Raw genomic sequence first — 19,784 nt, 5'->3', positions numbered from 1 at the left:
GCGGGTGCTGCGGGCGCCGTCAGGCGCGGGTGCCGGCCAGCGCCGAGCCGTTGACCTCGGCCTCGAGCTCGATGAGCCCGGTGCCGTGCAGGCCCTGGACCTCCGCGCCCAGCGCGTCGTTCTCGCGCTGAAGGTCGGCGACCTCCGCCTCGAGCTCCTTCACGCGCAGCTGGAGCCGGCGCAGCTCCGCGACCAGTCGCAGGTCGGTGCCACCCATGTGGCCGAGAAGCGCCTTCGCCATGGGACGTCCTTCGTGCTCTGCCCCTCGTGGGGGGTCGGTGTGCCGGGTGCCGACCGGGCAGCGGCGCCGTCGCCCGCGGGGCGCGGAGCGCACGTCGGGCGGCGGGCGGACCGGTCGGGGTGCCTCCAGGGTCGCACCGCGGCGACGCCCGGTCAACCTCCCCGTCAGCACTCGCGGAAGCCGGGTGCCAGCCCCCGCGGTGCGTCCCAGCGGGACGTGACGCCGCTCACCCGGCCCGGTCGGCCGGTGGACGACGGCTCCTCGCCGAGCAGGGCCAGCAGCCGCTCGCAGGCCTCCCGCGACCCCTCCGCGACGACCTCGACCCGCCCGTCCTCCTTGTTGGTGGCGGTCCCGGCGAGCCCCAGCTCGAGGGCGCGCGCCCGCACCCACCAGCGGAAGCCGACGCCCTGCACCCGCCCGCGCACCCACGCCGTGAGCCGTGCCCCCTCCACGAGCGCCCCCTCGCCGTACCCGCCGCCCGGCCCGGTGCCGGGCGTGCCCGAGACTAGGGGGGTGCCCGAGCTGCCCGAGGTCGAGACGGTCCGCCGGGGCCTGGAGCGGTACGTCGTGGGGCGCCGGGTGCGCGACGTGCAGGTGCTGCACCCGCGGGCCGTCCGCCGCCACCCCGCGGGCGAGGAGGACTTCGCGGCGCTGCTCGAGGGCCGCGTCCTCGAGGCGGCGCTGCGCCGCGGCAAGTACCTGTGGCTGCCCCTCGACTCCGGCGACGCCCTCGTGGGCCACCTGGGGATGAGCGGGCAGCTGCTCGTGCAGCCGCCGCAGGCCCCGGACGAGGCCCACCTGCGGGTGCGGCTGCGCTTCGCCGACGACGGGCGCGAGCTGCGCTTCGTCGACCAGCGGACCTTCGGCGGGCTCGCCGTGAGCGCCGGCGGCGCGGCCCTGCCCGGCTCGCTCGCCCACATCGCGCGCGACCCGGTGGACCCGGAGTTCGACGACGAGGCGTTCGTGGAGGGGGTGCGGCGCCGGCGCACCGGGCTCAAGCGCGCCCTGCTCGACCAGACGCTCGTCTCGGGCGTGGGCAACATCTACGCGGACGAGGCGCTGTGGCGCGCGCGCCTGCACTGGGCGCTGCCCACCGCCACGGCCTCCCGCCCGGCGGTGCGGCGCCTGCTCGCCGCGGTCCGGGAGGTGCTCGGCGACGCCATCGCGGCCGGCGGCACGTCCTTCGACGCGCTGTACGTCAACGTCAACGGCGAGTCCGGCTGGTTCGACCGCTCCCTCGACGCGTACGGCCGCGGCGGCGAGCCCTGCCGGCGCTGCGGCACCCCGGTCCGGCGCGACCGCTGGATGAACCGGTCGGCGTACTGGTGCCCGACCTGCCAGCCCTGGCCGCGCGACGCGCACCCCTGAGCCCGTACGGGCCGCGGCGGCCTCGGCTCAGGCCCGGTCGGACGCGGCCGGCAGGGGCGCCACCGCGTCGGCGGCGTGCTCGGCGCGCACCGCGGCCCACGCCGCGGCCGCCGCGCCCTGCTCGGCCTCCTTCTTGCTGCGCCCGGACCCCTCGCCGCGCACGGCCTCGCCGAGGCGCACCAGCGCCACGAAGCTCTTCGCGTGGTCCGGCCCGCTCTCCTGCACGGAGTACTCCGGGACGCCGAGCTCGTGGGTCGCCGCGAGCTCCTGCAGGCTCGTCTTCCAGTCCAGCCCCGCACCGAGCGTCGCGGCGGTGGCGATGAGCTCGTCGAAGAGCCGGCGCACCAGCGTCGCGGCGGACTCGAGGTCCAGGCCGAGGTAGACCGCGCCGATGACGGCCTCGAGGGTGTCGGCGAGGATCGAGGACTTGTCCCGCCCGCCGGTGGTCTCCTCGCCGCGGCCGAGGCGCAGGAAGCCGCCGAGGTCGAGCCCGCGGGCGACGTCCGCGAGGGCGCGCATGTTGACCACGGCCGCGCGCAACTTCGCCAGCTGCCCCTCGGGGAGGTCGGGGTGCCCCCGGAACAGCGCGTCGGTGACGACGAGGCCGAGCACCGAGTCGCCGAGGAACTCCAGGCGCTCGTTGGTGGGCAGGCCGCCGTGCTCGTAGGCGTAGGAGCGGTGCACGAGGGCCCGCTCGAGCAGGGACGCGTCGAGGTCGCCACGCAGCCGCGCGGCCAGGGCCGCGCCGGGCCCGGTCCCGTCGACCCGCTCGGCGAGGCGCTCCAGCAGCGCCGCGGCGGGCGCGGGCTCGAGGGCGCGCCGGCGGCGGGCGCCGCTCACGCGGGCGCCCGGCCGGGCTGCGCAGCGCGACGCCCCCGGCCGCGGGGCCGGGGGCGTCGGGCGCGGGTCGTGGTGACCGTCACCGGGTCGGTGCCAGCCCGTCAGGCGTCGCGGACCTGGCGGCCGTCGTACTCGAGGTGGATCGGCGTGCCGTTGGCGTCCTCGACCACGCGCGCGCGGTGCGAGACGGACCAGACGGTGCGCCCGCCGACGACCTGCTTGTTGAGCTGCGGGAGCTTCGCCTTCCACTGGCTGCGCCGCGAACGGGTGTTGCTGCGCGACATCTTCCGCTTCGGGACGGCCACGGCTACTTCTCCTGGGGGTCGGCGCTGGACGCGCTGTCGAACATGCTGTGCAGGGCCGCCCACCGGGGATCGGTGGCGGCGTGGTCGTGCTCCGGGTCGTCCGCGAGCCGCGCGCCGCACTCGACGCAGAGGCCCGGGCAGTCGTCCCGGCAGAGCGGCAGGAGCGGCAGCGCGAGCACCACCGCGTCCCGCAGCACCTGGTTGAGGTCGAGCAGGTCCCCGTGCAGCCGCAGGACGTCGTCGGGGTCCTCCCCCTCGACCTCCACGTCAGGGTAGACGTAGAGCTCCTGGAAGTCCGCGTCGAGGCGCTGCTCGACGGGGTCGAGGCAGCGCACGCACTCGCCGGTGACCCGGGCGGTGGCCTCGCCGCTGACGAGGACCCCCTCCATGACGGCCTCGAGGCGCAGCTCGAGGGCGATGTCCTCGCCCTCGGGCACCTGCAGCACGTCGTTGCCGAAGTGCGCCGGCGCCGGCACGGTGCGCGCCACGCGCTTCATCGAGCCGGCGCGCCGACCCAGCTCGCGGGTGTCGACCACGAGGGGGTCGCGCGGATCGAGGCGGTCCACGGTCCCCTTGCTCCCTCGCTCGCGACGACATGGATCCGGCCCGGTCGCCCGGGCCGAACGTCGAGACTACCGGACGGGCCCGCCGCGGCGCGAACCCGCGGCTCAGCCCCCGGCGAGCTTGCCGGCCAGCGCGTCGAGCACCGCCGGCGGCACGAGCCCCTGGACGTCGCCGCCCCAGCGGGCGACCTCCTTCACCAGGCTCGAGGAGAGGTACGAGAACTCGGGGTTGGTCGCGAGGAACAGGGTCTCGACCCCGGTGAGGCGCAGGTTCATCTGCGCCATCGACAGCTCGTAGTCGAAGTCGCTGACGGCGCGCAGGCCCTTGACCACGGCGGGGATGCCCCGGGCGCGGCAGAAGTCGACGAGCAGCCCTTGGAACGAGTCGACGACGACGTTGCCCACGTCCGCGGTCACCTCACGCAGCAGCCCCATGCGCTCCTCGACGGTGAACAGGCCCTGCTTGGAGCGGTTGACGAGGACCGCGACGGTCACCTCGTCGTAGAGCTCCGCCGCCCGGCGCACCACGTCGAGGTGCCCGTTGGTGACGGGGTCGAACGAGCCGGGGCACACGCACCGACGCACCGGGTCCTCCTACGGCTGGGCGGTCGGGGGCGGGGCCGCGCGACCGTACCAGAGCGCGGCCTCGCCGTAGCGCCGCGAGCGCAGCCCCTCCACGCCCGGCGGCCACGGCACCGCGGGGCCGCGCGAGGAGCGCTCCACGACGAGCACCGCGCCGGGCGCGATCCACCCGTCGGCCAGGCGCGCGAGCACCGCCGCCAGGGCGTCCTCGCCCAGCGCGTACGGCGGGTCGGCGAGCACGGCGTCGTACGGCGGCCCGGGCGGCGGACCGGCGAGCACGTCCTCGACCCGGCGCTCGAGGACCTGCGCCCCGGGCAGCGCGACGGCGCGGACGTTCGCGCGCAGCACCCGCGCGGCGCGGGCGTCGGACTCCACGAGGTCCACGGCGGCGGCGCCGCGGCTCAGCGCCTCGAGCCCGAGGGCCCCCGAGCCGGCGTACAGGTCGAGCACGCGCGCGCCGGCGAGGGCGCCGGGGCCGCCGAGCAGCGCCTCGAGGGCGCTGGCGAGCGCCTCGCGGGCCCGGTCGGACGTGGGGCGGGTGCCGCGCGGCGGGACGGCCAGGCGACGGCCCCCGGCCGCGCCCCCGACGATGCGGCTCACCTCAGCCCTTCTCGAGGAAGCCGGTGCGCTCGTCGTCGAGGAAGGCGGCGACGCTGTCGTGCAGGCCCGGGTACGTCGCCAGGGTCGGGTCGGCGTCGACGAGCGCCTGCGCCTCGGCGCGGGCCCCGCGGATGACGTCCTCGTCGCGCAGGACCCGCAGCAGCTTGAGGCTGGAGCGCCGGCCCGACTGCGAGGCGCCGAGCACGTCGCCCTCGCGGCGGGTCTCGAGGTCGACCCGGGCGATCTCGAACCCGTCGGTCGTCGCGGCGACGGCCTGCAGCCGCGCCCCGGCCGGGCTCTCCCCGTCGACCTCGGTGACGAGCAGGCAGACCGACGCGCCGGCGCCGCGGCCGACCCGCCCGCGCAGCTGGTGCAGCTGCGAGACGCCGAACCGGTCGGCGTCGAGGACCACCATCGCCGTCGCCTCGGGCACGTCGACGCCGACCTCCACGACGGTCGTGGCGACGAGGACGTCGGTCTCGCCCTCGGCGAACCGGCGCATCGCCTCGTCCTTGTGCTCCGGGGCCATCCGCCCGTGCAGCACGCCGACCCGCAGCCCGTGCAGCGGACCCTCCGCGAGCATCGGCGCGACCTCGAGCACCGCCGCGGCGGGTCGCCGCTCGTCGGGGGCGTCGGGCTCCTCGCCGTCCCAGAGGGCCTGCAGCAGCTCGACCTCCTCCTGGGCGTCGCGGGCGGGGTCCTCGCGCCGGCGCGGCGCGGGGGCCGCGCCCGGCTCGTCGCCGATCCGGGGGCACACGACGTACGCGCGGTGCCCCGCCGCGACCTCCTCGCGCACCCGCTGCCAGGCGCGGTCGAGGAACGCCGGCTTCTCCCGCACGGGCACCACGTGCGTGGCGATCGGCGAGCGCCCGCGGGGCAGCTCGCTGAGCGTGGAGACGTCGAGGTCGCCGAACACCGTCATCGCGACGGTGCGCGGGATCGGGGTGGCGGTCATGACGAGCACGTGCGGGGACCGGGACGCCTTGGCGCGCAGGGCGTCGCGCTGCTCGACACCGAAGCGGTGCTGCTCGTCGACGACGACGAGGCCGAGGTCGGCGAAGTCGACGTGCTCCTGCAGCAGCGCGTGGGTGCCCACGACGATGCCGGCGGCCCCGGAGGCCGCGTCGAGCAGGTTGCGCCGGCGCTCGGCGGCGCCCTGCGAGCCGGTGAGCAGCGCGACCCGGGTGCCCCCGTCCGCCCCGCCGAGCATGCCGCCCTGGGCGAGGGGGCCGAGCATCGCGCTGATCGAGCGGTGGTGCTGCTGGGCGAGGACCTCGGTGGGCGCCAGCAGCGCGGCCTGGCCCCCCGCGTCGACGACGGCCAGCATGGCCCGCAGCGCCACCACGGTCTTGCCGGAGCCCACCTCGCCCTGCAGCAGCCGGTGCATGGGCTGCTCCTGCGCGAGGTCGTGCTCGACCTCGGCGCCGACGGACCGCTGGCCCTCGGTCAGCGCGAACGGCAGCCGGGCGTCGAAGGCGGCCAGCACGCCGTCGGTGCGCCCCCGCCGGGGGGTCGCGGGCAGCGCCCGCTGGGCGGCGCGGCGCCGGGCCAGGGCCAGCTGCAGGACGAGGGCCTCGTCGAAGCGCAGCCGGCGCTCGGCCGCGCCGCGCTCGGCCACGCTGCGCGGCTGGTGGATCCGGCGCAGGGCGTCGCCGAGGTCGCCGACGCCCTGGCGCACCCGGACGTCCACGGGCACCGGGTCGGGGACCGGCCCGAGCACGTCGAGGACGACGGCCACCGCCTTCTGCACCTGCCAGGTGGAGACCTTCTCCGACGCGGGGTAGATGGGCAGCAGCCCGCGGGCCCAGGCGTCGGCCTGCGCCCGCGCCTGCCCGTCCGGGTCCTCGGCGTCGAGCAGCAGGTAGCTCGGGTGGGACAGCTCGCGCTCGCCGCGGAAGGTCGTGACCTTGCCCGCGAAGAGCCCCTCGCGCCCCACGGCGAGCTCGCGCTCGCGCCAGTGCTGGTTGAAGTACGTCAGCCGCAGCGTCCCGCCGGCGGCGTCGCCGACGACGACCTCGAGCAGGGTGCCGCGCCGCTTGGTCATGCGCTGCACCCGGGTGCGGCGCACCACCGCCTGCACCGTCACCTGCTCGCCGGTCTCCACCCCGCGCAGGTCGGTGAGCCGGCCCCGCTCGTCGTAGCGCCGGGGGTAGTGGTGCAGGAGGTCGTCGACGGTGCGCAGGCCGAGCCCCTCCTCGAGGGCGGTGGCCGTGCGGGGGCCGAGGACGCGCGCGAGGGGCGTGCGCAGGTCGAGGGAGCCGTCGCCGCCTGCCGTCGCCACGGTCGTAGTCCTACGTCACCCCGCGCCGCGCGCGCCACTCGGCGCGCGGGACCCGCGGGCGCTCGCCCTCGCGCTACTCCACCCCGACCGCGACGAGCTCGCCGGGCTGCCCGCCGAGGTGCACCGCGACCTCGAGCGGGGGGCGCCGCCGGGCCACGAGCGCGGCCGCGCGCCGGGCGACGTCGGCGCCGCCGCGGCCCGCGACGAGCGTGACGAGCTCGGCGCCGCCGTGCGCCAGCGCGTCCACGAGGGCGAGCACGGCGTCGACGGGGTGCGTGGCCCGCCCGGCCGCGACGGCGGCGCCGTCGGCGACCGCCCGCCAGCCGTCGCGCTCGGCGCGGACGGCTCCGCACCGCGCCGCGCGCGCCGCGGCCCCGAGCACGTCGAGCGCCCGGGCCGGCGCGAGCGCGGGGTCGTGGACGGCGAGCGCGGCCACCGCCGCCGGTGCCGCCGCACAGGGCACCACGGCGCCGCCGTCCGCGGCGGCCGCCGCGCGGGCCGCCCGCAGGGCCGCGCCGTCGGCCGGCAGCAGCAGCGCGCCGTGCGCGGCGCCGGCCAGGGCGCCGGGCGGCACCGCGGCGGCCCCGGCCCCCGCGGCGAGCGCGGCGAGGCCCTCGCCCTCGGCGACGAGGACGAGGAGCGTCCCCGGGCCCAGCGGCTCGAGCCGGGCGGCGTGGACCCTGCCCCGCGCCGCGCCGGCGGCGAGCGCGGCGGCGACCGCCTGCGGGGCGACGTGCACGTGCACGGCCCACGTGCCCGCACCGTCGTCGCCGTCACCCCTGCCGCCGCCGACGACCACGTCGTCGCCCAGCGCGGCCAGCTCCCCGGCGAGCGCGGCGGGGCCGTCCTGCGCCTCGGCGGCGCGCGGGGCGCCGGGGCGCGGCGCGCGCGGCGGCACGTCGAGGAGGTACGTCAGCTCGGCCCGCGGCCCGCCCGTCCCCGGGTCCTCGGCGTCGCGGGCCCCGGTCGCGCCCGGTCGCGCCGGCGCGGCCGGGGGCAGCGCCGGCAGCGCCGCGGCCCCGCCGACGACGGCCGCGAGGGCGTCGTACAGGACGGTGAGGCCGCGGCCCCCGGCGTCGACGACCCCGGCCCGGCGCAGGGCCTCGAGCTGGCGCGGGGTGGCGTGCAGCGCCTCGCGCGCGGCCCCGGCCGCGGCGCGCGCCACCGCGGGCAGGTCGGCGCCGGCGCGCCGGGCGGACGCCTCCGCGGCCTCCCCCGCGGCGCGGGCGACGGTGAGCATCGTGCCCTCGACCGGCCGCGCCACCGCCCGGCGGGCCGCGGCGGCGCCGCGGGCGAGCGCCCGGGCGAGCGCCGCCGCCTCCCCGTCCTGGCGCCGGTGCCCGGGGCCCGCCGGTGCCGCCTCCGGCACGAGCCCGCGCAGCAGCTGGGCGAGGATGGCGCCGGAGCTGCCGCGGGCACCGCGCAGCGCGCCGTCGGCGAGGGCGCGCAGCACCGCCCGCAGCCCGGCGTCCTCGGGCAGCGCCGCGACCGCGCGCGCCCCCGCGTCGAGGGTGAGGTGCAGGTTGGTGCCGGTGTCGGCGTCCGGGACCGGGTAGACGTTGAGCCCGTCGATGCCGGTGCGCTCGCGGGCGAGGGCGGCGCGCGCCTCGGCCAGCCAGGCGCGCGCGGCCCGCGCGTCGAGGCGCTCCAGGACGGCGGCCACGGCTCGCCCCCTCCCGGCAGGGCCGGCGGACGGGCCCGCCGGACGGGCGGGGAGCCTAGTCCCGGCGGGGCCCGCCGGGCAGGTTGGCGCCGGGTGCGCGCGGTCGGCTATCCTCGCCAGGTTGCCCGGGGACGACCCCGGGCCCGACGACCTTCCCGACCACCCCGCTAGGAGTTCTCCCGTGGCTGCCACCTGCGACGTCTGCGGCAAGGGCCCGGGCTTCGGCAACAACGTGTCGCACTCGCACCGCCGCACCCGCCGCCGCTGGAACCCGAACATCCAGACGGTGCGCGCGCTGGTCGGTCGCACGCCGAAGCGCCTCAACGTCTGCACCTCCTGCATCAAGGCGGGCAAGGTCTCGCGCTGACGCAGCGCCCGCACGGAGCACGACGGAGGGCCGGTCCCGCAGGGGGCCGGCCCTCCGTCGTGCGCGGGGGCCGCGAGTGGCGCCCGCGCCGCCGCTAGCCGAAGTGGTCGTACCCGGCCTCGCCCTCCCAGGGCGCGCCGTCGACGAGCACCCGCGGGCCGCCCTCCCCCGCCGCAGCGGCCTCGCCGAGCACGGTCCAGGCGGCGCCGAGCTCCGCGCCGGCCGGGAAGGTCCCGGCCAGGGCGTGGTCCTCCCCGCCGGCGAGCAGCCAGGCGTACGGGTCCGCCCCCAGCGCGGCCGCCGCGTCGCGGACCGGGCCGGGCACCTCGAGGGCGTCGCGGCGCAGCAGCAGGTCCACCCCCGAGCCGCGGGCGACGTGCCCGAGGTCCAGGACGAGCCCGTCGCTGACGTCGACCAGGCTCGTCGCGCCGAGGGCGGCGGCGAGCGGCCCGGCGGCGTACGGGGGCTCCGGGCACCGGTGGGCCTGCACGAGCGCGCGCGGCGAGCGGAAGCCGCGGCGCAGGACCGCGAGGCCCGCCGCGGACCAGCCCAGGCGCCCGGCGACGGCGACGACGTCGCCGGGGCGGGCGCCCGTACGGGTCAGCGGGGCGCGGCCCTGCAGGTCGCCGAGCGCGGTGACCGCGACGGTGAGCACGGGCGAGGACACGACGTCCCCGCCCACGACCGACGCCCCGACGAGCGCGCTCTCCTCGCGCAGGCCGTCGGCGAGCTCGAGGGCCCACGACGCCGGCAGGTCCGCCGGGGCGGCGAGGCCGACGACGAGCGAGGTGGTCACCGCGCCCATGGCCGCGACGTCGGCCAGGCTCTGCGCCGCGGCCTTGCGGCCCACGTCGTGCGCCGGGGACCAGTCGCGGCGGAAGTGCACGCCCTCGACGAGCACGTCGGTGGTGACGACCACGCGCGCGTCGGGGGCGGCGACGACGGCGGCGTCGTCGCCGGGCCCGACGAGGACCCCCTCCCCCTGGGGGTAGCGCGCCGTGACGGCCGCGACGAGCGCGCGCTCGCCGAGGCCGGCGACGGTGCCGTCGCCGCCGGTGGAGGGGGGCTGCATGCGGTGGGTGCTCCTGTCGTGGGGGGACCGCGCGGAGGCGGTAGGGTCGGCGACCGGAAGGATGCCAGCGCGAGGGCGCGCCAGGTGCTGGCCCCCCGTTCGCGCGCAGAGGTGCTCCCGTGGTCGTCCAGGCCTACATCCTCATCCAGACCGAGGTCGGCAAGGCCGCGGCCGTCGCCGGCGAGATCGCCGGCATCACCGGCGTCACGCTGGCCGAGGACGTCACCGGGCCGTACGACGTCATCGTCCGGGCCGAGGCGCGCAGCGTCGACGAGCTCGGCAAGCTCGTCGTGGCCCGGGTCCAGGGCGTGGAGGGCATCACCCGCACGCTGACCTGCCCGGTGGTGCACCTCTGACCCAGCTCCAGGAGCCCGCGGCCCCCGGCGCCCCCGCGCGCCGGGGGCGGTGGACGCTCGTCGCCGCGGCCGCCGCGGCCACCGCGGTGACGCTGCCCGTGGTGCTGCTGCTGCGTCCGCCGGGGCCGGCGCGGGTCGACAGCGCCGCGCCCCGGGGCGAGGCCCTCGCCGCGTGCCGCGACCTCGTCGCCGGCCTGCCCGCGGAGCTCGACGGGGCCGCGCGGCGCGAGGTGGAGCCCGACGACGGCACGACCGCCGCCTGGGGCGACCCGGCCATCGTGCTGCGCTGCGGCGCCGCTCCCCCGGACCCGGTGACGGTGCAGTGCGTCGCCGTCGACGGGGTCGACTGGGCGTTCCTGCGCCGCGGCGAGGACGCCGGGGAGGGCCACGCGGGCGGCCACACGGGGCACGGGGCCGACGCGGCGGGGCCGGCGCCGTTCGGCTTCGCGTTCCGGACCTACGGCCGCGACCCGGTCGTCGAGGTCGTCGTGCCCCCGGAGCACGCCCCGGAGGCGGAGGTGCTCGTGCCGCTCGCCGGGCACGTCGCCCCGGTGCCGCGCACCGGCATCGAGTGCGTCGGCCCGTCCGGCGGCTGAGGCTGCCCGGGGGGGCGGGCCCCGACGGGTCGCAGCCCGGCGGCGCGGGGCGTCAGCGCAGCCCGGTCCCCCGCCGCAGCGCGTCCTCGAGCAGCAGCCCGACGAGCTCGGGGTAGTCCACCCCGCTCGCCGCCCACATCCGGGGAAACATCGAGGTCGGCGTGAAGCCCGGCATGGTGTTGACCTCGTTGACGAGCACGCCGCCGTCGTCGAGCACGAAGAAGTCGACGCGGGCGAGCCCCTCGCAGCCCATCGCCTCGAACGCGGTGACCGCGAGGTCGCGCACCCGGTCCGCGACCTCGCCGGGCAGGTCCGCGGGCACGTCGCACTCGGCGGAGCCGTCGAGGTACTTCGCCGTGAAGTCGTAGAACGCGTGGTCGCCGGTGACCCGCACCTCGGCGAGCGCGCTGGCCCGCGGGCGCTCCCCGCCGGGGGCGTCGAGCACGCCGCACTCCACCTCGCGCCCGGCGATGCCCTGCTCCACGATGACCCGCGGGTCGTGCGACCGGGCGGTCGCCACCGCGGCCGGCAGGTCGTCCCAGTCGGTGACCTTGACGATCCCGAGGCTGGACCCGCCGCGGCACGGCTTGACGAAGACGGGCAGCGCCAGCTCCCCGCGCACGCGCGCCAGGCAGGCCTCGGCGTCGCGGTCCCAGGCGCGCGGGGTCAGCACGACGTACGGCCCGACGGGCAGGCCGGCGTCGCGCAGCAGCGCCTTCATCGCGCCCTTGTCCATCGACGCGGCGGAGGCGAGGACGCCGGAGCCGACGTAGGGCACCCCGGCCAGCTCGAGCAGCCCCTGCAGCGTGCCGTCCTCGCCGTACGGCCCGTGCAGCACGGGGAACACGACGTCGACCTCGGCGAGGGGGGCCGGTACGCGCCCCGGCTCCTGCACGACGAGGCCCCGCCGGGTGGGGTCGCCCGCGAGGACGACGCCGGTGCCGGACTCCTCGACGCCGGGCAGGGCGCCGCCGCGGATGGCGAGCTTCTCCGGCTCGTCCGCGACGAGCACCCACCGCCCCTCGGGGGTGATCCCGACCGGCACCACGTCCCACGCGTCGCGGTCGAGCGCGGCGAGCACGCTGCCGGCCGACACGCAGGACACCGCGTGCTCCGTGCTGCGCCCCCCGAAGACGACGGCGACGCGCCGCCGGGCCGCCGGGGGCGCCGGGTCGGCGGGCGCTGCGGGCAGGGGGTCGCGTCGCTCGTCCATCGCGCGCGAGCCTACCGGCGGGGCCTGCCAGACTCCGGGCATGACGCACCGGCCGACCCCGCGCAGCCTGTCGACCACCGCCGTGACCGCCGGGCGCCCCGGGCGCCTGCCCGACGCGCCGCTCAACGCCCCGCTGGTGCCGGCGGCGACCTACCACGCGGGCGGCGCGATGGGCTACGGCCGGTACGCCAACCCCGGCTGGGCCGCCCTGGAGGAGGCCCTCGGCGCGCTCGACGGGGGTACCGCCGTCGCGTTCTCCTCCGGCATGGCCGCGGTCGCCGCGGTCCTGGAGCAGGTGCCGCTCGGCGGGACGGTCGTGGCGCCGGCCCGGGCGTACTCGGGGACGCTGGCGCTGCTGCAGCAGTGGCAGGAGCGCGGGCGGGTCGCGGTGCGGCACGTCGCCGTGGACGACGCCGCGGCGGTCGCCGCCGCCGTGGACGGCGCGGACCTGCTCTGGCTCGAGACGCCGACCAACCCGGCCCTCGAGGTCGCCGACGTGCCCGCCGCGGCGGCCGCGGCGCGGGCCCACGGCACCACGGTCGTCGTGGACGGCACGTTCGCGACGCCGGTGCTGCAGCGCCCGCTGGAGCAGGGGGCCGACCTCGTCGTGCACGCGGCCACGAAGTGGCTCGCCGGGCACTCCGACGCGCTGCTCGGCGCCGTCGTCACCGACCCCGCGCGCGCGGCGGCGCTCGTCGCGCACCGCTCCGCGACCGGGGCCGTGCCGGGCGCGCTGGAGGCCTTCCTCACGCTGCGCGGGCTGCGGACGCTGCACCTGCGCGTCGAGCGCTCGCAGGACAACGCGCGCGAGCTGGCGCGCCGGCTCGCGGGGGCGCCCGGGGTGCAGCGGGTCCGCTACCCGGGCTTCGGCGGGGTCGTCGCCGTGGAGGTGGACGGCGCCGAGCGGGCGGACCGCCTCGTCGCCGCCTGCTCCCTCTGGGTGCACGCGACGAGCCTCGGCGGTGTCGAGTCGAGCCTCGAGCGGCGACGGCGCTGGCCGGCGGAGAGCCCGACCATCCCCGAGGGGCTCGTACGGCTCTCGGTCGGTGTCGAGGACGTCGAGGACCTCTGGGCCGACCTCGAGCAAGCGCTTGCTGCGATGGGGTGAGTCAGTCGTGGGCGTGCTCGGCGGTCGCCGCGCGCCCCATGAGCATCCCCGTCGCCTCGCCCGCCGTGGCCTCGCCGCGCACCACCGCGGCCACGGCCTCGACGATGGGCATGTCGACCCCGTGCGCACGCGCCAGCTGCAGCACCGACTCGCACGAGGTCACCCCCTCGGCGACCTGGCGGGTGGCACCGGCGACCTCGGCCACCGAGCGCCCCCGGCCGAGCTGCTCGCCGAAGGTGCGGTTGCGCGAGCGCGGCGAGGCGCACGTGGCCACGAGGTCGCCCAGGCCGGCGAGCCCCGGGAAGGTCGGCGCCAGCGCGCCGACCGCCAGCCCGAGCCGGGTCGTCTCCGCCAGGCCGCGGGTGACGAGCGACGCGGCGGTGTTGTCGCCGTACCCGAGGCCCTTGGCCATGCCGCACGCCAGCGCGATGACGTTCTTGACGACCCCGCACAGCTCCACGCCGACGACGTCGGGGGTCGTGTAGGGCCGGAACCACGGGGTCTGCGTCAGGGCCTGGAGCCGCAGGGCCGCCCCCGCGTCGGCGCAGGCGACCACCGAGGCGGCGGGCTGGCGCTCCGCGATCTCGCCGGCGAGGTTCGGCCCGCTCACCACGGCCACGCGCTCCGGGCCGGCCCCGGTGACCTCGCGCACGACCTCGCTCATCCGCCGGGCCGTGCCGCGCTCGAGGCCCTTCATGAGGCTGACGAGCACCGCGTCCGCCGGCACGTGGGGCGCCCACTGCCCGAGGCCCGCGCGCAGGGTCTGCGACGGCACGGCGAGCACGACCACCGCGGCGCCGTCGAGGGCGCGGGCCGGGTCGCTCGTGGCCGTGAGCGCGTCGGGCAGGCGCACGCCCGGCAGGTAGTCCGGGTTCTCGCGGCGGCTCTGCACCGCCGCGCACAGCTCGGGGCGGCGGCCCCACAGGGTGACGGAGGTCGAGGGGGCCGCGTCGCCGAGGACCACGCTGAAGGCGGTCCCCCACGACCCGGCGCCCATGACCGCGACGCGGGTCGGGGCGGGGCTCACGCCGGCATCCTCCCGCCCGGGAGGGGGCCGGCGTGCCGCCGGGGGTCGTACGGCTCCGGCGGCGGCGCCTCGCCGCGCACCCGCGCCAGCAGGGCGGTCGTCGCGTCGGTGATGCGCCGCGCGGCCTCGGCGAGCAGCTCGGCGTCCACGGGCCGCCCGCGCAGGTCGTCGAGCGGCACCGGCGGCCCGGCGTGCACGTGCACCAGCGTGCGCGGCCGCAGGCGCAACCGGAGCGTGTAGGGCGGCAGCAGCTCCTGCGGCCCCCACTGCGCGACGGGCACGACCGGCGCGCCGGTCTCCAGGCCCAGCCGGGCGGCGCCGGTCCTCGCGAGCATCGGCCAGCCGTCGGGGTCGCGGGTGATGGTGCCCTCGGGGTACACGCACACGGCCGCGCCGCCGCGCAGCGCCTCCAGCGCCGCGGCGTACGCCCCGCCCGCGGACCCGGCGCCGCGCAGCACCGGGATCTGCTCCGCCCCGCGCATCACCGCGCCCAGCACGGGGGCGCGGAACAGCGACTCCTTGGCGAGGAAGCGGGGGCTGCGGCCCTGGCGCCACAGGAAGTGCGCGAAGGTCAGCGGGTCCACGTGCGACAGGTGGTTGGGGCACAGGACGACCCCGCCGCGGCGGGGCACGTGCTCGCCGCCCTGCCAGTCCCGGCGCGTGAGCAGCAGGAGCAGCGGCTCCACGAGCGCCACCGCGACCCGCAGGGCGGGCCGGGCCCGCTCGCGCCGTCGCCGTCCCCCGCCGCTGCCCACCCGCCCATCCTCGCTCGCGGCGCGCACGGGTGTCGAGCGCACCCCGGCGCCCTGGCACGCTGGTGCGGTGCCCCTGCCCGCGCCCTGGTCGGTCGTCGTGCCGGTGAAGCGCCTCGAGGCCGCCAAGACCCGCCTCGTCGGACCCTCCCCGGCCGAGCGGGAGGCGCTCGCCCTGGCCTTCGCCGCCGACGTCGTGGCGGCCGCCCTCGCGGTGCCCGCGGTGGGCGAGGTGCTCGTGGTGACCGGCGACCCGGTCGCGGGGCCCGCGCTGGCCGCCCTCGGTGCCCGGACGGTGGCCGACCCGGGCGGGGGCCTCGACGCCGCGCTGCGGGCCGGCGCCGCGGCCGCCGCCCCGGGGCCCGTCGCCGCCCTGACCGCCGACCTGCCCGCCGCCCGTACGGCCGACCTCGCCGCGGTCCTCGCCGCGGCGCGCGCCCGGGCCTGCGTCCTCGACGCCGAGGCGACGGGCACGACGCTGCTCGCTGCGCCCGACGGCGCGCTGCGCCCGTCCTTCGGCCCGGGCTCGGCCGCGCGCCACGTCGGCGGCGGCGCCGCTCCCCTCCCGGCCGCGGACGGGCTCCGCCGCGACGTCGACACCGCCGCGGACCTCGCCGCCGCGGTCCGGCTGGGCACCGGGCCCCGCACCGCGGCCGCCGTGGCCGCACTGGCTGCGCACGCGCTCGCCACCCCCGAGCGGTGCGGGCGCGGGTAGCCTGCGCCCCGTGCAGGCGACCGTCCGGACCTACGACGCGGCGACCCGCTCGGGCACCGTGCTCAGCGACGACGGCGTGGAGCTGGCGTACGGCCCGGGGACGGTCGACCCGCTGCGGGTCCTGCGCCTGCGCGTGGGCCAGCGGGTGCGGCTCGACCTCGACGCGTCCGGTCGCGTCCTCGCCCTCACGCTCGCGACCTTCTGAGGGTCCGGCGCCGGTCCCCGTACGCCGACGGGCCGGCCCCCGTGGGGACCGGCCCGTCGGCCGTGCCGGGCGCTCAGGACTTCTTCGCGGCCCGCTTCGCCGTCGTGCCCGCGGCCTTCGCCGCCCCGGTCGGGGCCTTCGCGGCCTTCGAGGCCTTCGAGGCCGTCGACTTCGCGGCGCTCTTCGCCGGCGCGCTCTTGGCCGCGGTCGACTTCGCCGCGGTCGACTTCGCCGGGCTCTTCGCGGTGGTGGACTTCGCCGGCGCGCTCTTCGCGGGAGCGCTCTTCGCCGCGGTCGACTTCGCCGCCGTCGACTTCGCCGCCGTCGACCTCGCCGGCGCCTTCGTCGCGGCGGCCTTCGTGGCGGCGGTCTTCGCCGCTGCCTTCGTCGCGGCGGCCTTCGTGGCGGCGGTCTTCGCCGGTGCCTTCGTCGCGGCGGTACGGGCCGGCGCCTTCGTCGCAGCCGTCCCCGTCGCGGCGGACCCCGTGGTCGCGGACCTCGACGCCGCGGTGCGCGCCGGCGCCTTCGTCGCCGCCGCCCTCGTCGCGGCCGCCCCCGTCGCCGCGGTGCCCGCCGTGCCGGCGGCTGCACGGCCGCGGGCCGGGGCGGGAGCGCCGCCGGGCGCCACCTTGGGGAGCTTCTTCGCGCCGCTGACGACGGCCTTGAGCTCGGTGCCCGCGCGGAACCGCGGCACGGAGGTCTTCTTCACGCGGACCGCGGCACCGGTGGCGGGGTTGCGCGCGGTGCGCGCCGCGCGCTCGACCTTCTCGAAGGACCCGAAGCCGGTGATGCCGACCTTCTCGCCCTTGACCAGCGCGCGCTGGATGACGTCGATGACGGACTCGAGCGCGTGCTGGGCCTGCTTGCGGTTGCCCTCGAACCGGCCCGACAGCTCCTCGACCAGCTGAGCCTTGTTCATCCATGCCCTCCGGGGAGACGTGCCGGACCCTCATCCGACTGTCGTCGACGGTAGGCCCCCCTGCGGGCACGCACAAACACCCCGGGGGACGCGGACCGCTTGTGTCGCAACGGTTCCCGGGGTGGCGGGGTCCAACCCTGCGGCGCTAACCCCTGCTGCGCAAGGCTTCCTGCTCGCCGGCGCGCCGGGCCAGCAGGTCCAGCCGGACGTAGTCCTGGTCGTAGGTCCCGTCGTCCCGGCGCAGGGCCGCGAGCGCCCGGCGCTCGGCCTCGGCGCGGAACGACGCTCGGGAAGCGGGTTCCAGCGCCGGCTCGTACGCGATGAGGACCTGGCTCCGCAGCCATCCCACGAGGGCGTCCGCGTCGGGCATCGAGCGGCGCTGGTGGACCAGGCGCAGCCAGCCGCCGTCGGTGCCGAGCCCCGCGGCTGCGAGCAGCGGCGCGTACTCCTGCGGCGAGGGGAAGCACCAGGGGCCGGCGCCGCCGCCGTGCTCGCGCGAGACCTCGTCGAGGACCGCGCGGGCGGCGGCGATCTGGCCGGCGCCGCCGAGCTCGGCGCGGAACGTCCCGCCCGGTCGCAGCACCCGGGCGACCTCCGCGAGCACGAGCGCCTGCTCGTCGGCCGGCACCCAGTGCAGGGCGGCCGTGCTCACGACGAGGTCGACGCTCGCGTCGGGGACGGCGCCGCGCAGGTCCTGCGCCCGCGCGACCGCGTACTCGGGCCCGCCGCCGGCAGCGGCGGCGACGCGCACCATCGACGGGTCGGCGTCCACGCCGAGCACCCGCCCCCGCGGGACGAGCCCGACGAGGCGGCGCGTGAGGTCGCCCGCGCCGCAGCCGAGGTCGAGCACGGTGCCGTCCGGCGGCGGGGCGAGGCCGGCGAGGACGTGGTCGTCGAAGCGGCGGTGGTGGGCGGTGTTGGCGGCGTAGAGCTCGCCGTCCCACACGGCGGTCACGCCGGCCTCAGCGGACGGGCAGCGTCGTCGGCAGGAAGGAGGGGCGTCGCGCCTCGAAGCGCGCGACCTCCTCCTCGTGCCGCAGGGTCAGCCCGATGTCGTCGAGCCCCTCGAGCAGGCGCCAGCGCCCGTAGTCGTCGATGTCGAAGGGGAACGCGGCGGCGCCGGCGCGCACCTGCTTGGCGACGAGGTCGACGGTGACCGGCAGGGCCGGGTCCGCCTCCACGAGGGCCCAGAGGGCCTCCACGTCGGCCTGGTCGAGCTGACCGGTGAGCAGCCCCCCCTTGAGGGAGTTGCCGCGGAAGATGTCGGCGAAGCGCGAGGACAGCACGACCCGGAAGCCGAAGTCCTGCAGCGCCCACACCGCGTGCTCCCGGGAGGAGCCGGTGCCGAAGTCGGGGCCCGCGACGAGGATCGTCGCCCCCTGGTGCTCGGGGCGGTTGAGCTCGAAGGTCGGGTCGCCGCGCCAGGCGGCGAAGAGGCCGTCCTCGAAGCCGGTGCGCGTGACGCGCTTGAGGTACACCGCCGGGATGATCTGGTCGGTGTCGACGTTGCTGCGCCGCAGGGGCACGGCCGTCCCGGTGTGGACGTCGAACTTCTCCACGGTGAGCTCCCTCAGTCCAGGTCCGACGGCGCGGACAGCCGGCCGGTGACGGCGGTGGCGGCCGCCACGAGGGGCGACACCAGGTGGGTGCGCGCGCCCTTGCCCTGGCGGCCCTCGAAGTTGCGGTTGGACGTCGACGCGCTGCGCTCGCCGGGGGCGAGCTGGTCCGGGTTCATGCCGAGGCACATCGAGCACCCCGCCCCCCGCCACTCCGCGCCGGCGTCCTTGAACACGACGTCGAGGCCCTCGGCCTCGGCCTCGAGCCGCACCCGCGCCGACCCGGGGACGACGAGCATCCGTACGCCCTCGGCCACCCGGCGCCCCTTGAGGACGGCGGCGGCGGCCCGCAGGTCCTCCAGGCGCCCGTTGGTGCACGAGCCCATGAAGACGGTGTCGACGGCGATGTCGCGCAGCGGGGTGCCGGGGCGCAGGTCCATGTACGCCAGCGCCCGCTCGGCCGCGGTGCGTGCGCTCTCGTCGTCGAACGAGGCCGGGTCGGGGACGCTCGCGCCGAGCGGCGCGCCCTGGCCGGGGTTGGTGCCCCACGTGACGAAGGGCGTGAGCTCGGCGGCGTCGAGGACGACCTCCGCGTCGAAGACCGCGTCGTCGTCGGTGCGCAGGGTGCGCCACCACGCGACGGCGGCGTCCCAGTCGGCGCCCTGCGGCGCGTGGGGGCGCCCCTGCAGGTACGCGAACGTGGTCTCGTCCGGCGCCACCATCCCGGCGCGGGCGCCCGCCTCGATGGACATGTTGCAGATGGTCATGCGGCCCTCCATGGAGAGCTCGCGGACCGCCTGCCCGCGGTACTCGAGCACGTACCCCTGGCCGCCGCCGGTGCCGATCCGCGCGATGACGGCGAGGATGATGTCCTTCGCCGTGACGCCCGGGCCCAGCGAGCCCTCGACGGTGACCGCCATGGTCTTGAAGGGCTTGAGCGGCAGGGTCTGCGTGGCGAGCACGTGCTCGACCTCGCTCGTGCCGATGCCCATGCCGAGCGAGCCGAAGGCGCCGTGCGTCGAGGTGTGCGAGTCGCCGCAGACGATGGTCATCCCCGGCTGGGTCAGGCCCAACTGCGGGCCGATGACGTGGACGATGCCCTGCTCCGCGTCGCCCATGGGGTGCAGGCGGACGCCGAACTCCTCGCAGTTGCGCCGCAGGGTGTCGACCTGCGCGCGCGAGACGGGGTCGGCGATGGGCTGGTCCCAGTCGACGGTCGGGACGTTGTGGTCCTCGGTCGCGATCGTGAGGTCGGGACGGTGGACGGGCCGGCCGGCCAGGCGCAGCCCGTCGAAGGCCTGCGGGCTGGTGACCTCGTGCACGAGGTGCAGGTCGACGTAGAGCAGGTCGGGCTCGCCCTCGGCCCGGCGCACCACGTGCGCGTCCCACACCTTCTCCGCGAGCGTGCGTCCCACCGTCCACCTCCTGCAGACTTGCGGTCTCACTTGCTGAGAC

24 protein-coding genes are annotated in these 19,784 nt (G+C 78.4%); 7 read left to right on the top strand and 17 right to left on the bottom strand.

The genetic code is table 11. The features are described 5' to 3' along the window. Window positions 1-19: 19 nt before the first annotated feature. Both D5H78_RS05000 and D5H78_RS04995 read right to left on the bottom strand, forming a co-directional pair. The gene (locus tag D5H78_RS05000) at window positions 20-241 is read right to left on the bottom strand and encodes a hypothetical protein (protein ID WP_119949173.1); all 222 of its coding nucleotides are present in this window, start codon (window positions 239-241) and stop codon (window positions 20-22) included. Between the two features lie 164 nt (window positions 242-405). After that, window positions 406-693: an acylphosphatase gene (locus D5H78_RS04995; RefSeq protein ID WP_119949172.1), complete on the bottom strand. Its 288-nt coding sequence runs from the start codon at window positions 691-693 to the stop codon at window positions 406-408. 61 nt (window positions 694-754) lie between these two features. On the opposite strand from D5H78_RS04995, the gene mutM reads away from it, so the two are divergent. Beyond that, entirely contained in the window at window positions 755-1,609 is an 855-nt protein-coding gene (gene mutM, locus D5H78_RS04990; protein WP_119949171.1) for a bifunctional DNA-formamidopyrimidine glycosylase/DNA-(apurinic or apyrimidinic site) lyase, read from the top strand. Window positions 1,610-1,636: 27 nt separating this feature from the next. Here the strand turns inward: mutM and rnc are convergent, their stop codons facing one another. From rnc to D5H78_RS04955, 7 genes are all read right to left on the bottom strand, one after another. Further along, entirely contained in the window at window positions 1,637-2,347 is a 711-nt protein-coding gene (gene rnc / locus D5H78_RS04985; protein WP_119949400.1) for a ribonuclease III, read from the bottom strand. Between the two features lie 203 nt (window positions 2,348-2,550). Continuing rightward, entirely contained in the window at window positions 2,551-2,754 is a 204-nt protein-coding gene (gene rpmF / locus D5H78_RS04980) for a 50S ribosomal protein L32 (RefSeq protein ID WP_119949170.1), read from the bottom strand. A 2-nt stretch (window positions 2,755-2,756) separates the two neighbouring features. Continuing rightward, complete coding sequence (locus D5H78_RS04975) at window positions 2,757-3,320, bottom strand: YceD family protein (RefSeq protein ID WP_218566244.1); 564 nt, start codon at window positions 3,318-3,320, stop codon at window positions 2,757-2,759. Window positions 3,321-3,422: 102 nt separating this feature from the next. After that, window positions 3,423-3,902 (bottom strand): pantetheine-phosphate adenylyltransferase, encoded by a 480-nt coding sequence (coaD, locus tag D5H78_RS04970; protein ID WP_119949169.1) that lies wholly within the window; start codon window positions 3,900-3,902, stop codon window positions 3,423-3,425. 9 nt (window positions 3,903-3,911) lie between these two features. Next, on the bottom strand, window positions 3,912-4,499 hold the full coding sequence (rsmD, locus tag D5H78_RS04965) for a 16S rRNA (guanine(966)-N(2))-methyltransferase RsmD (RefSeq protein ID WP_119949168.1): 588 nt from the start codon (window positions 4,497-4,499) through the stop codon (window positions 3,912-3,914). Between the two features lies 1 nt (window position 4,500). Beyond that, a complete protein-coding gene (gene recG, locus D5H78_RS04960; RefSeq protein ID WP_119949167.1) occupies window positions 4,501-6,780 on the bottom strand; it encodes an ATP-dependent DNA helicase RecG in 2,280 nt (759 codons plus the stop codon). Between the two features lie 73 nt (window positions 6,781-6,853). Then, a complete protein-coding gene (locus D5H78_RS04955; protein ID WP_165865601.1) occupies window positions 6,854-8,443 on the bottom strand; it encodes a DAK2 domain-containing protein in 1,590 nt (529 codons plus the stop codon). Window positions 8,444-8,624: 181 nt separating this feature from the next. On the opposite strand from D5H78_RS04955, the gene rpmB reads away from it, so the two are divergent. Beyond that, window positions 8,625-8,810 carry a 50S ribosomal protein L28 gene (rpmB, locus tag D5H78_RS04950; RefSeq protein ID WP_119949165.1) on the top strand — a complete coding sequence of 62 codons (186 nt, stop codon included), beginning with the start codon at window positions 8,625-8,627 and terminating at the stop codon, window positions 8,808-8,810. Between the two features lie 94 nt (window positions 8,811-8,904). Here the strand turns inward: rpmB and D5H78_RS04945 are convergent, their stop codons facing one another. Then, on the bottom strand, window positions 8,905-9,882 hold the full coding sequence (locus tag D5H78_RS04945; RefSeq protein ID WP_119949164.1) for a thiamine-phosphate kinase: 978 nt from the start codon (window positions 9,880-9,882) through the stop codon (window positions 8,905-8,907). A 119-nt stretch (window positions 9,883-10,001) separates the two neighbouring features. Here D5H78_RS04945 and D5H78_RS04940 point away from each other — a divergent pair, with 119 nt between their 5' ends. Further along, window positions 10,002-10,238 carry an Lrp/AsnC ligand binding domain-containing protein gene (locus D5H78_RS04940; protein ID WP_119949163.1) on the top strand — a complete coding sequence of 79 codons (237 nt, stop codon included), beginning with the start codon at window positions 10,002-10,004 and terminating at the stop codon, window positions 10,236-10,238. Between the two features lie 101 nt (window positions 10,239-10,339). Next, entirely contained in the window at window positions 10,340-10,834 is a 495-nt protein-coding gene (locus tag D5H78_RS04935) for a DUF3515 family protein (protein ID WP_218566243.1), read from the top strand. Window positions 10,835-10,886: 52 nt separating this feature from the next. Here D5H78_RS04935 and D5H78_RS04930 read toward each other — a convergent pair whose 3' ends face one another. After that, window positions 10,887-12,047, bottom strand: a complete 1,161-nt coding sequence (locus D5H78_RS04930) for a D-alanine--D-alanine ligase family protein (protein WP_119949397.1) — start codon at window positions 12,045-12,047, stop codon at window positions 10,887-10,889. A 40-nt stretch (window positions 12,048-12,087) separates the two neighbouring features. On the opposite strand from D5H78_RS04930, the gene D5H78_RS04925 reads away from it, so the two are divergent. After that, complete coding sequence (locus tag D5H78_RS04925) at window positions 12,088-13,155, top strand: trans-sulfuration enzyme family protein (RefSeq protein ID WP_119949162.1); 1,068 nt, start codon at window positions 12,088-12,090, stop codon at window positions 13,153-13,155. A 1-nt stretch (window position 13,156) separates the two neighbouring features. On the opposite strand, the gene D5H78_RS04920 is transcribed toward D5H78_RS04925, so the two are convergent. Together D5H78_RS04920 and D5H78_RS04915 are read right to left on the bottom strand one after the other, a co-directional pair. Beyond that, window positions 13,157-14,182: an NAD(P)H-dependent glycerol-3-phosphate dehydrogenase gene (locus D5H78_RS04920; RefSeq protein WP_218566242.1), complete on the bottom strand. Its 1,026-nt coding sequence runs from the start codon at window positions 14,180-14,182 to the stop codon at window positions 13,157-13,159. Then, entirely contained in the window at window positions 14,179-14,937 is a 759-nt protein-coding gene (locus D5H78_RS04915; protein WP_119949161.1) for a lysophospholipid acyltransferase family protein, read from the bottom strand. The genes D5H78_RS04920 and D5H78_RS04915 overlap by 4 nt, the downstream gene beginning before the upstream one ends. 73 nt (window positions 14,938-15,010) lie before the next feature. Between D5H78_RS04915 and cofC the strand changes: the two genes are divergently transcribed. After that, a complete protein-coding gene (gene cofC, locus D5H78_RS04910) occupies window positions 15,011-15,649 on the top strand; it encodes a 2-phospho-L-lactate guanylyltransferase (protein WP_119949395.1) in 639 nt (212 codons plus the stop codon). A gap of 10 nt (window positions 15,650-15,659) precedes the next feature. Beyond that, the gene (locus tag D5H78_RS04905; RefSeq protein WP_119949160.1) at window positions 15,660-15,854 is read left to right on the top strand and encodes a hypothetical protein; all 195 of its coding nucleotides are present in this window, start codon (window positions 15,660-15,662) and stop codon (window positions 15,852-15,854) included. A gap of 73 nt (window positions 15,855-15,927) precedes the next feature. Here the strand turns inward: D5H78_RS04905 and D5H78_RS20435 are convergent, their stop codons facing one another. From D5H78_RS20435 to leuC, 4 genes are all read right to left on the bottom strand, one after another. Then, the gene (locus D5H78_RS20435; protein WP_119949159.1) at window positions 15,928-16,773 is read right to left on the bottom strand and encodes an HU family DNA-binding protein; all 846 of its coding nucleotides are present in this window, start codon (window positions 16,771-16,773) and stop codon (window positions 15,928-15,930) included. 145 nt (window positions 16,774-16,918) lie between these two features. Continuing rightward, a complete protein-coding gene (locus D5H78_RS04895) occupies window positions 16,919-17,728 on the bottom strand; it encodes a class I SAM-dependent methyltransferase (RefSeq protein ID WP_119949158.1) in 810 nt (269 codons plus the stop codon). A 7-nt stretch (window positions 17,729-17,735) separates the two neighbouring features. Further along, window positions 17,736-18,332, bottom strand: a complete 597-nt coding sequence (gene leuD, locus D5H78_RS04890) for a 3-isopropylmalate dehydratase small subunit (RefSeq protein ID WP_119949157.1) — start codon at window positions 18,330-18,332, stop codon at window positions 17,736-17,738. A gap of 11 nt (window positions 18,333-18,343) precedes the next feature. Further along, entirely contained in the window at window positions 18,344-19,744 is a 1,401-nt protein-coding gene (gene leuC / locus D5H78_RS04885; protein WP_119949156.1) for a 3-isopropylmalate dehydratase large subunit, read from the bottom strand. Between the last annotated feature and the right edge of the window lie 40 nt (window positions 19,745-19,784).

Source organism: Vallicoccus soli, from assembly GCF_003594885.1.
GTDB lineage: Bacteria > Actinomycetota > Actinomycetes > Motilibacterales > Motilibacteraceae > Vallicoccus > Vallicoccus soli.
The sequence above is the reverse complement of the archived record's forward strand: the minus strand, read 5'-3'. Positions and strand labels throughout refer to the sequence as shown.

What these genes read in the sequence shown, in the direction of transcription:
- D5H78_RS05000 (WP_119949173.1), bottom strand. Translation starts at nt 241, where the DNA reads ATGGCGAAGGCGCTTCTCGGCCACATGGGTGGCACCGACCTGCGACTG.
- D5H78_RS04925 (WP_119949162.1), top strand. Translation starts at nt 12,088, where the DNA reads ATGACGCACCGGCCGACCCCGCGCAGCCTGTCGACCACCGCCGTGACC.
- D5H78_RS04930 (WP_119949397.1), bottom strand. Translation starts at nt 12,047, where the DNA reads ATGGACGAGCGACGCGACCCCCTGCCCGCAGCGCCCGCCGACCCGGCG.
- D5H78_RS20435 (WP_119949159.1), bottom strand. Translation starts at nt 16,773, where the DNA reads ATGAACAAGGCTCAGCTGGTCGAGGAGCTGTCGGGCCGGTTCGAGGGC.
- D5H78_RS04945 (WP_119949164.1), bottom strand. Translation starts at nt 9,882, where the DNA reads ATGCAGCCCCCCTCCACCGGCGGCGACGGCACCGTCGCCGGCCTCGGC.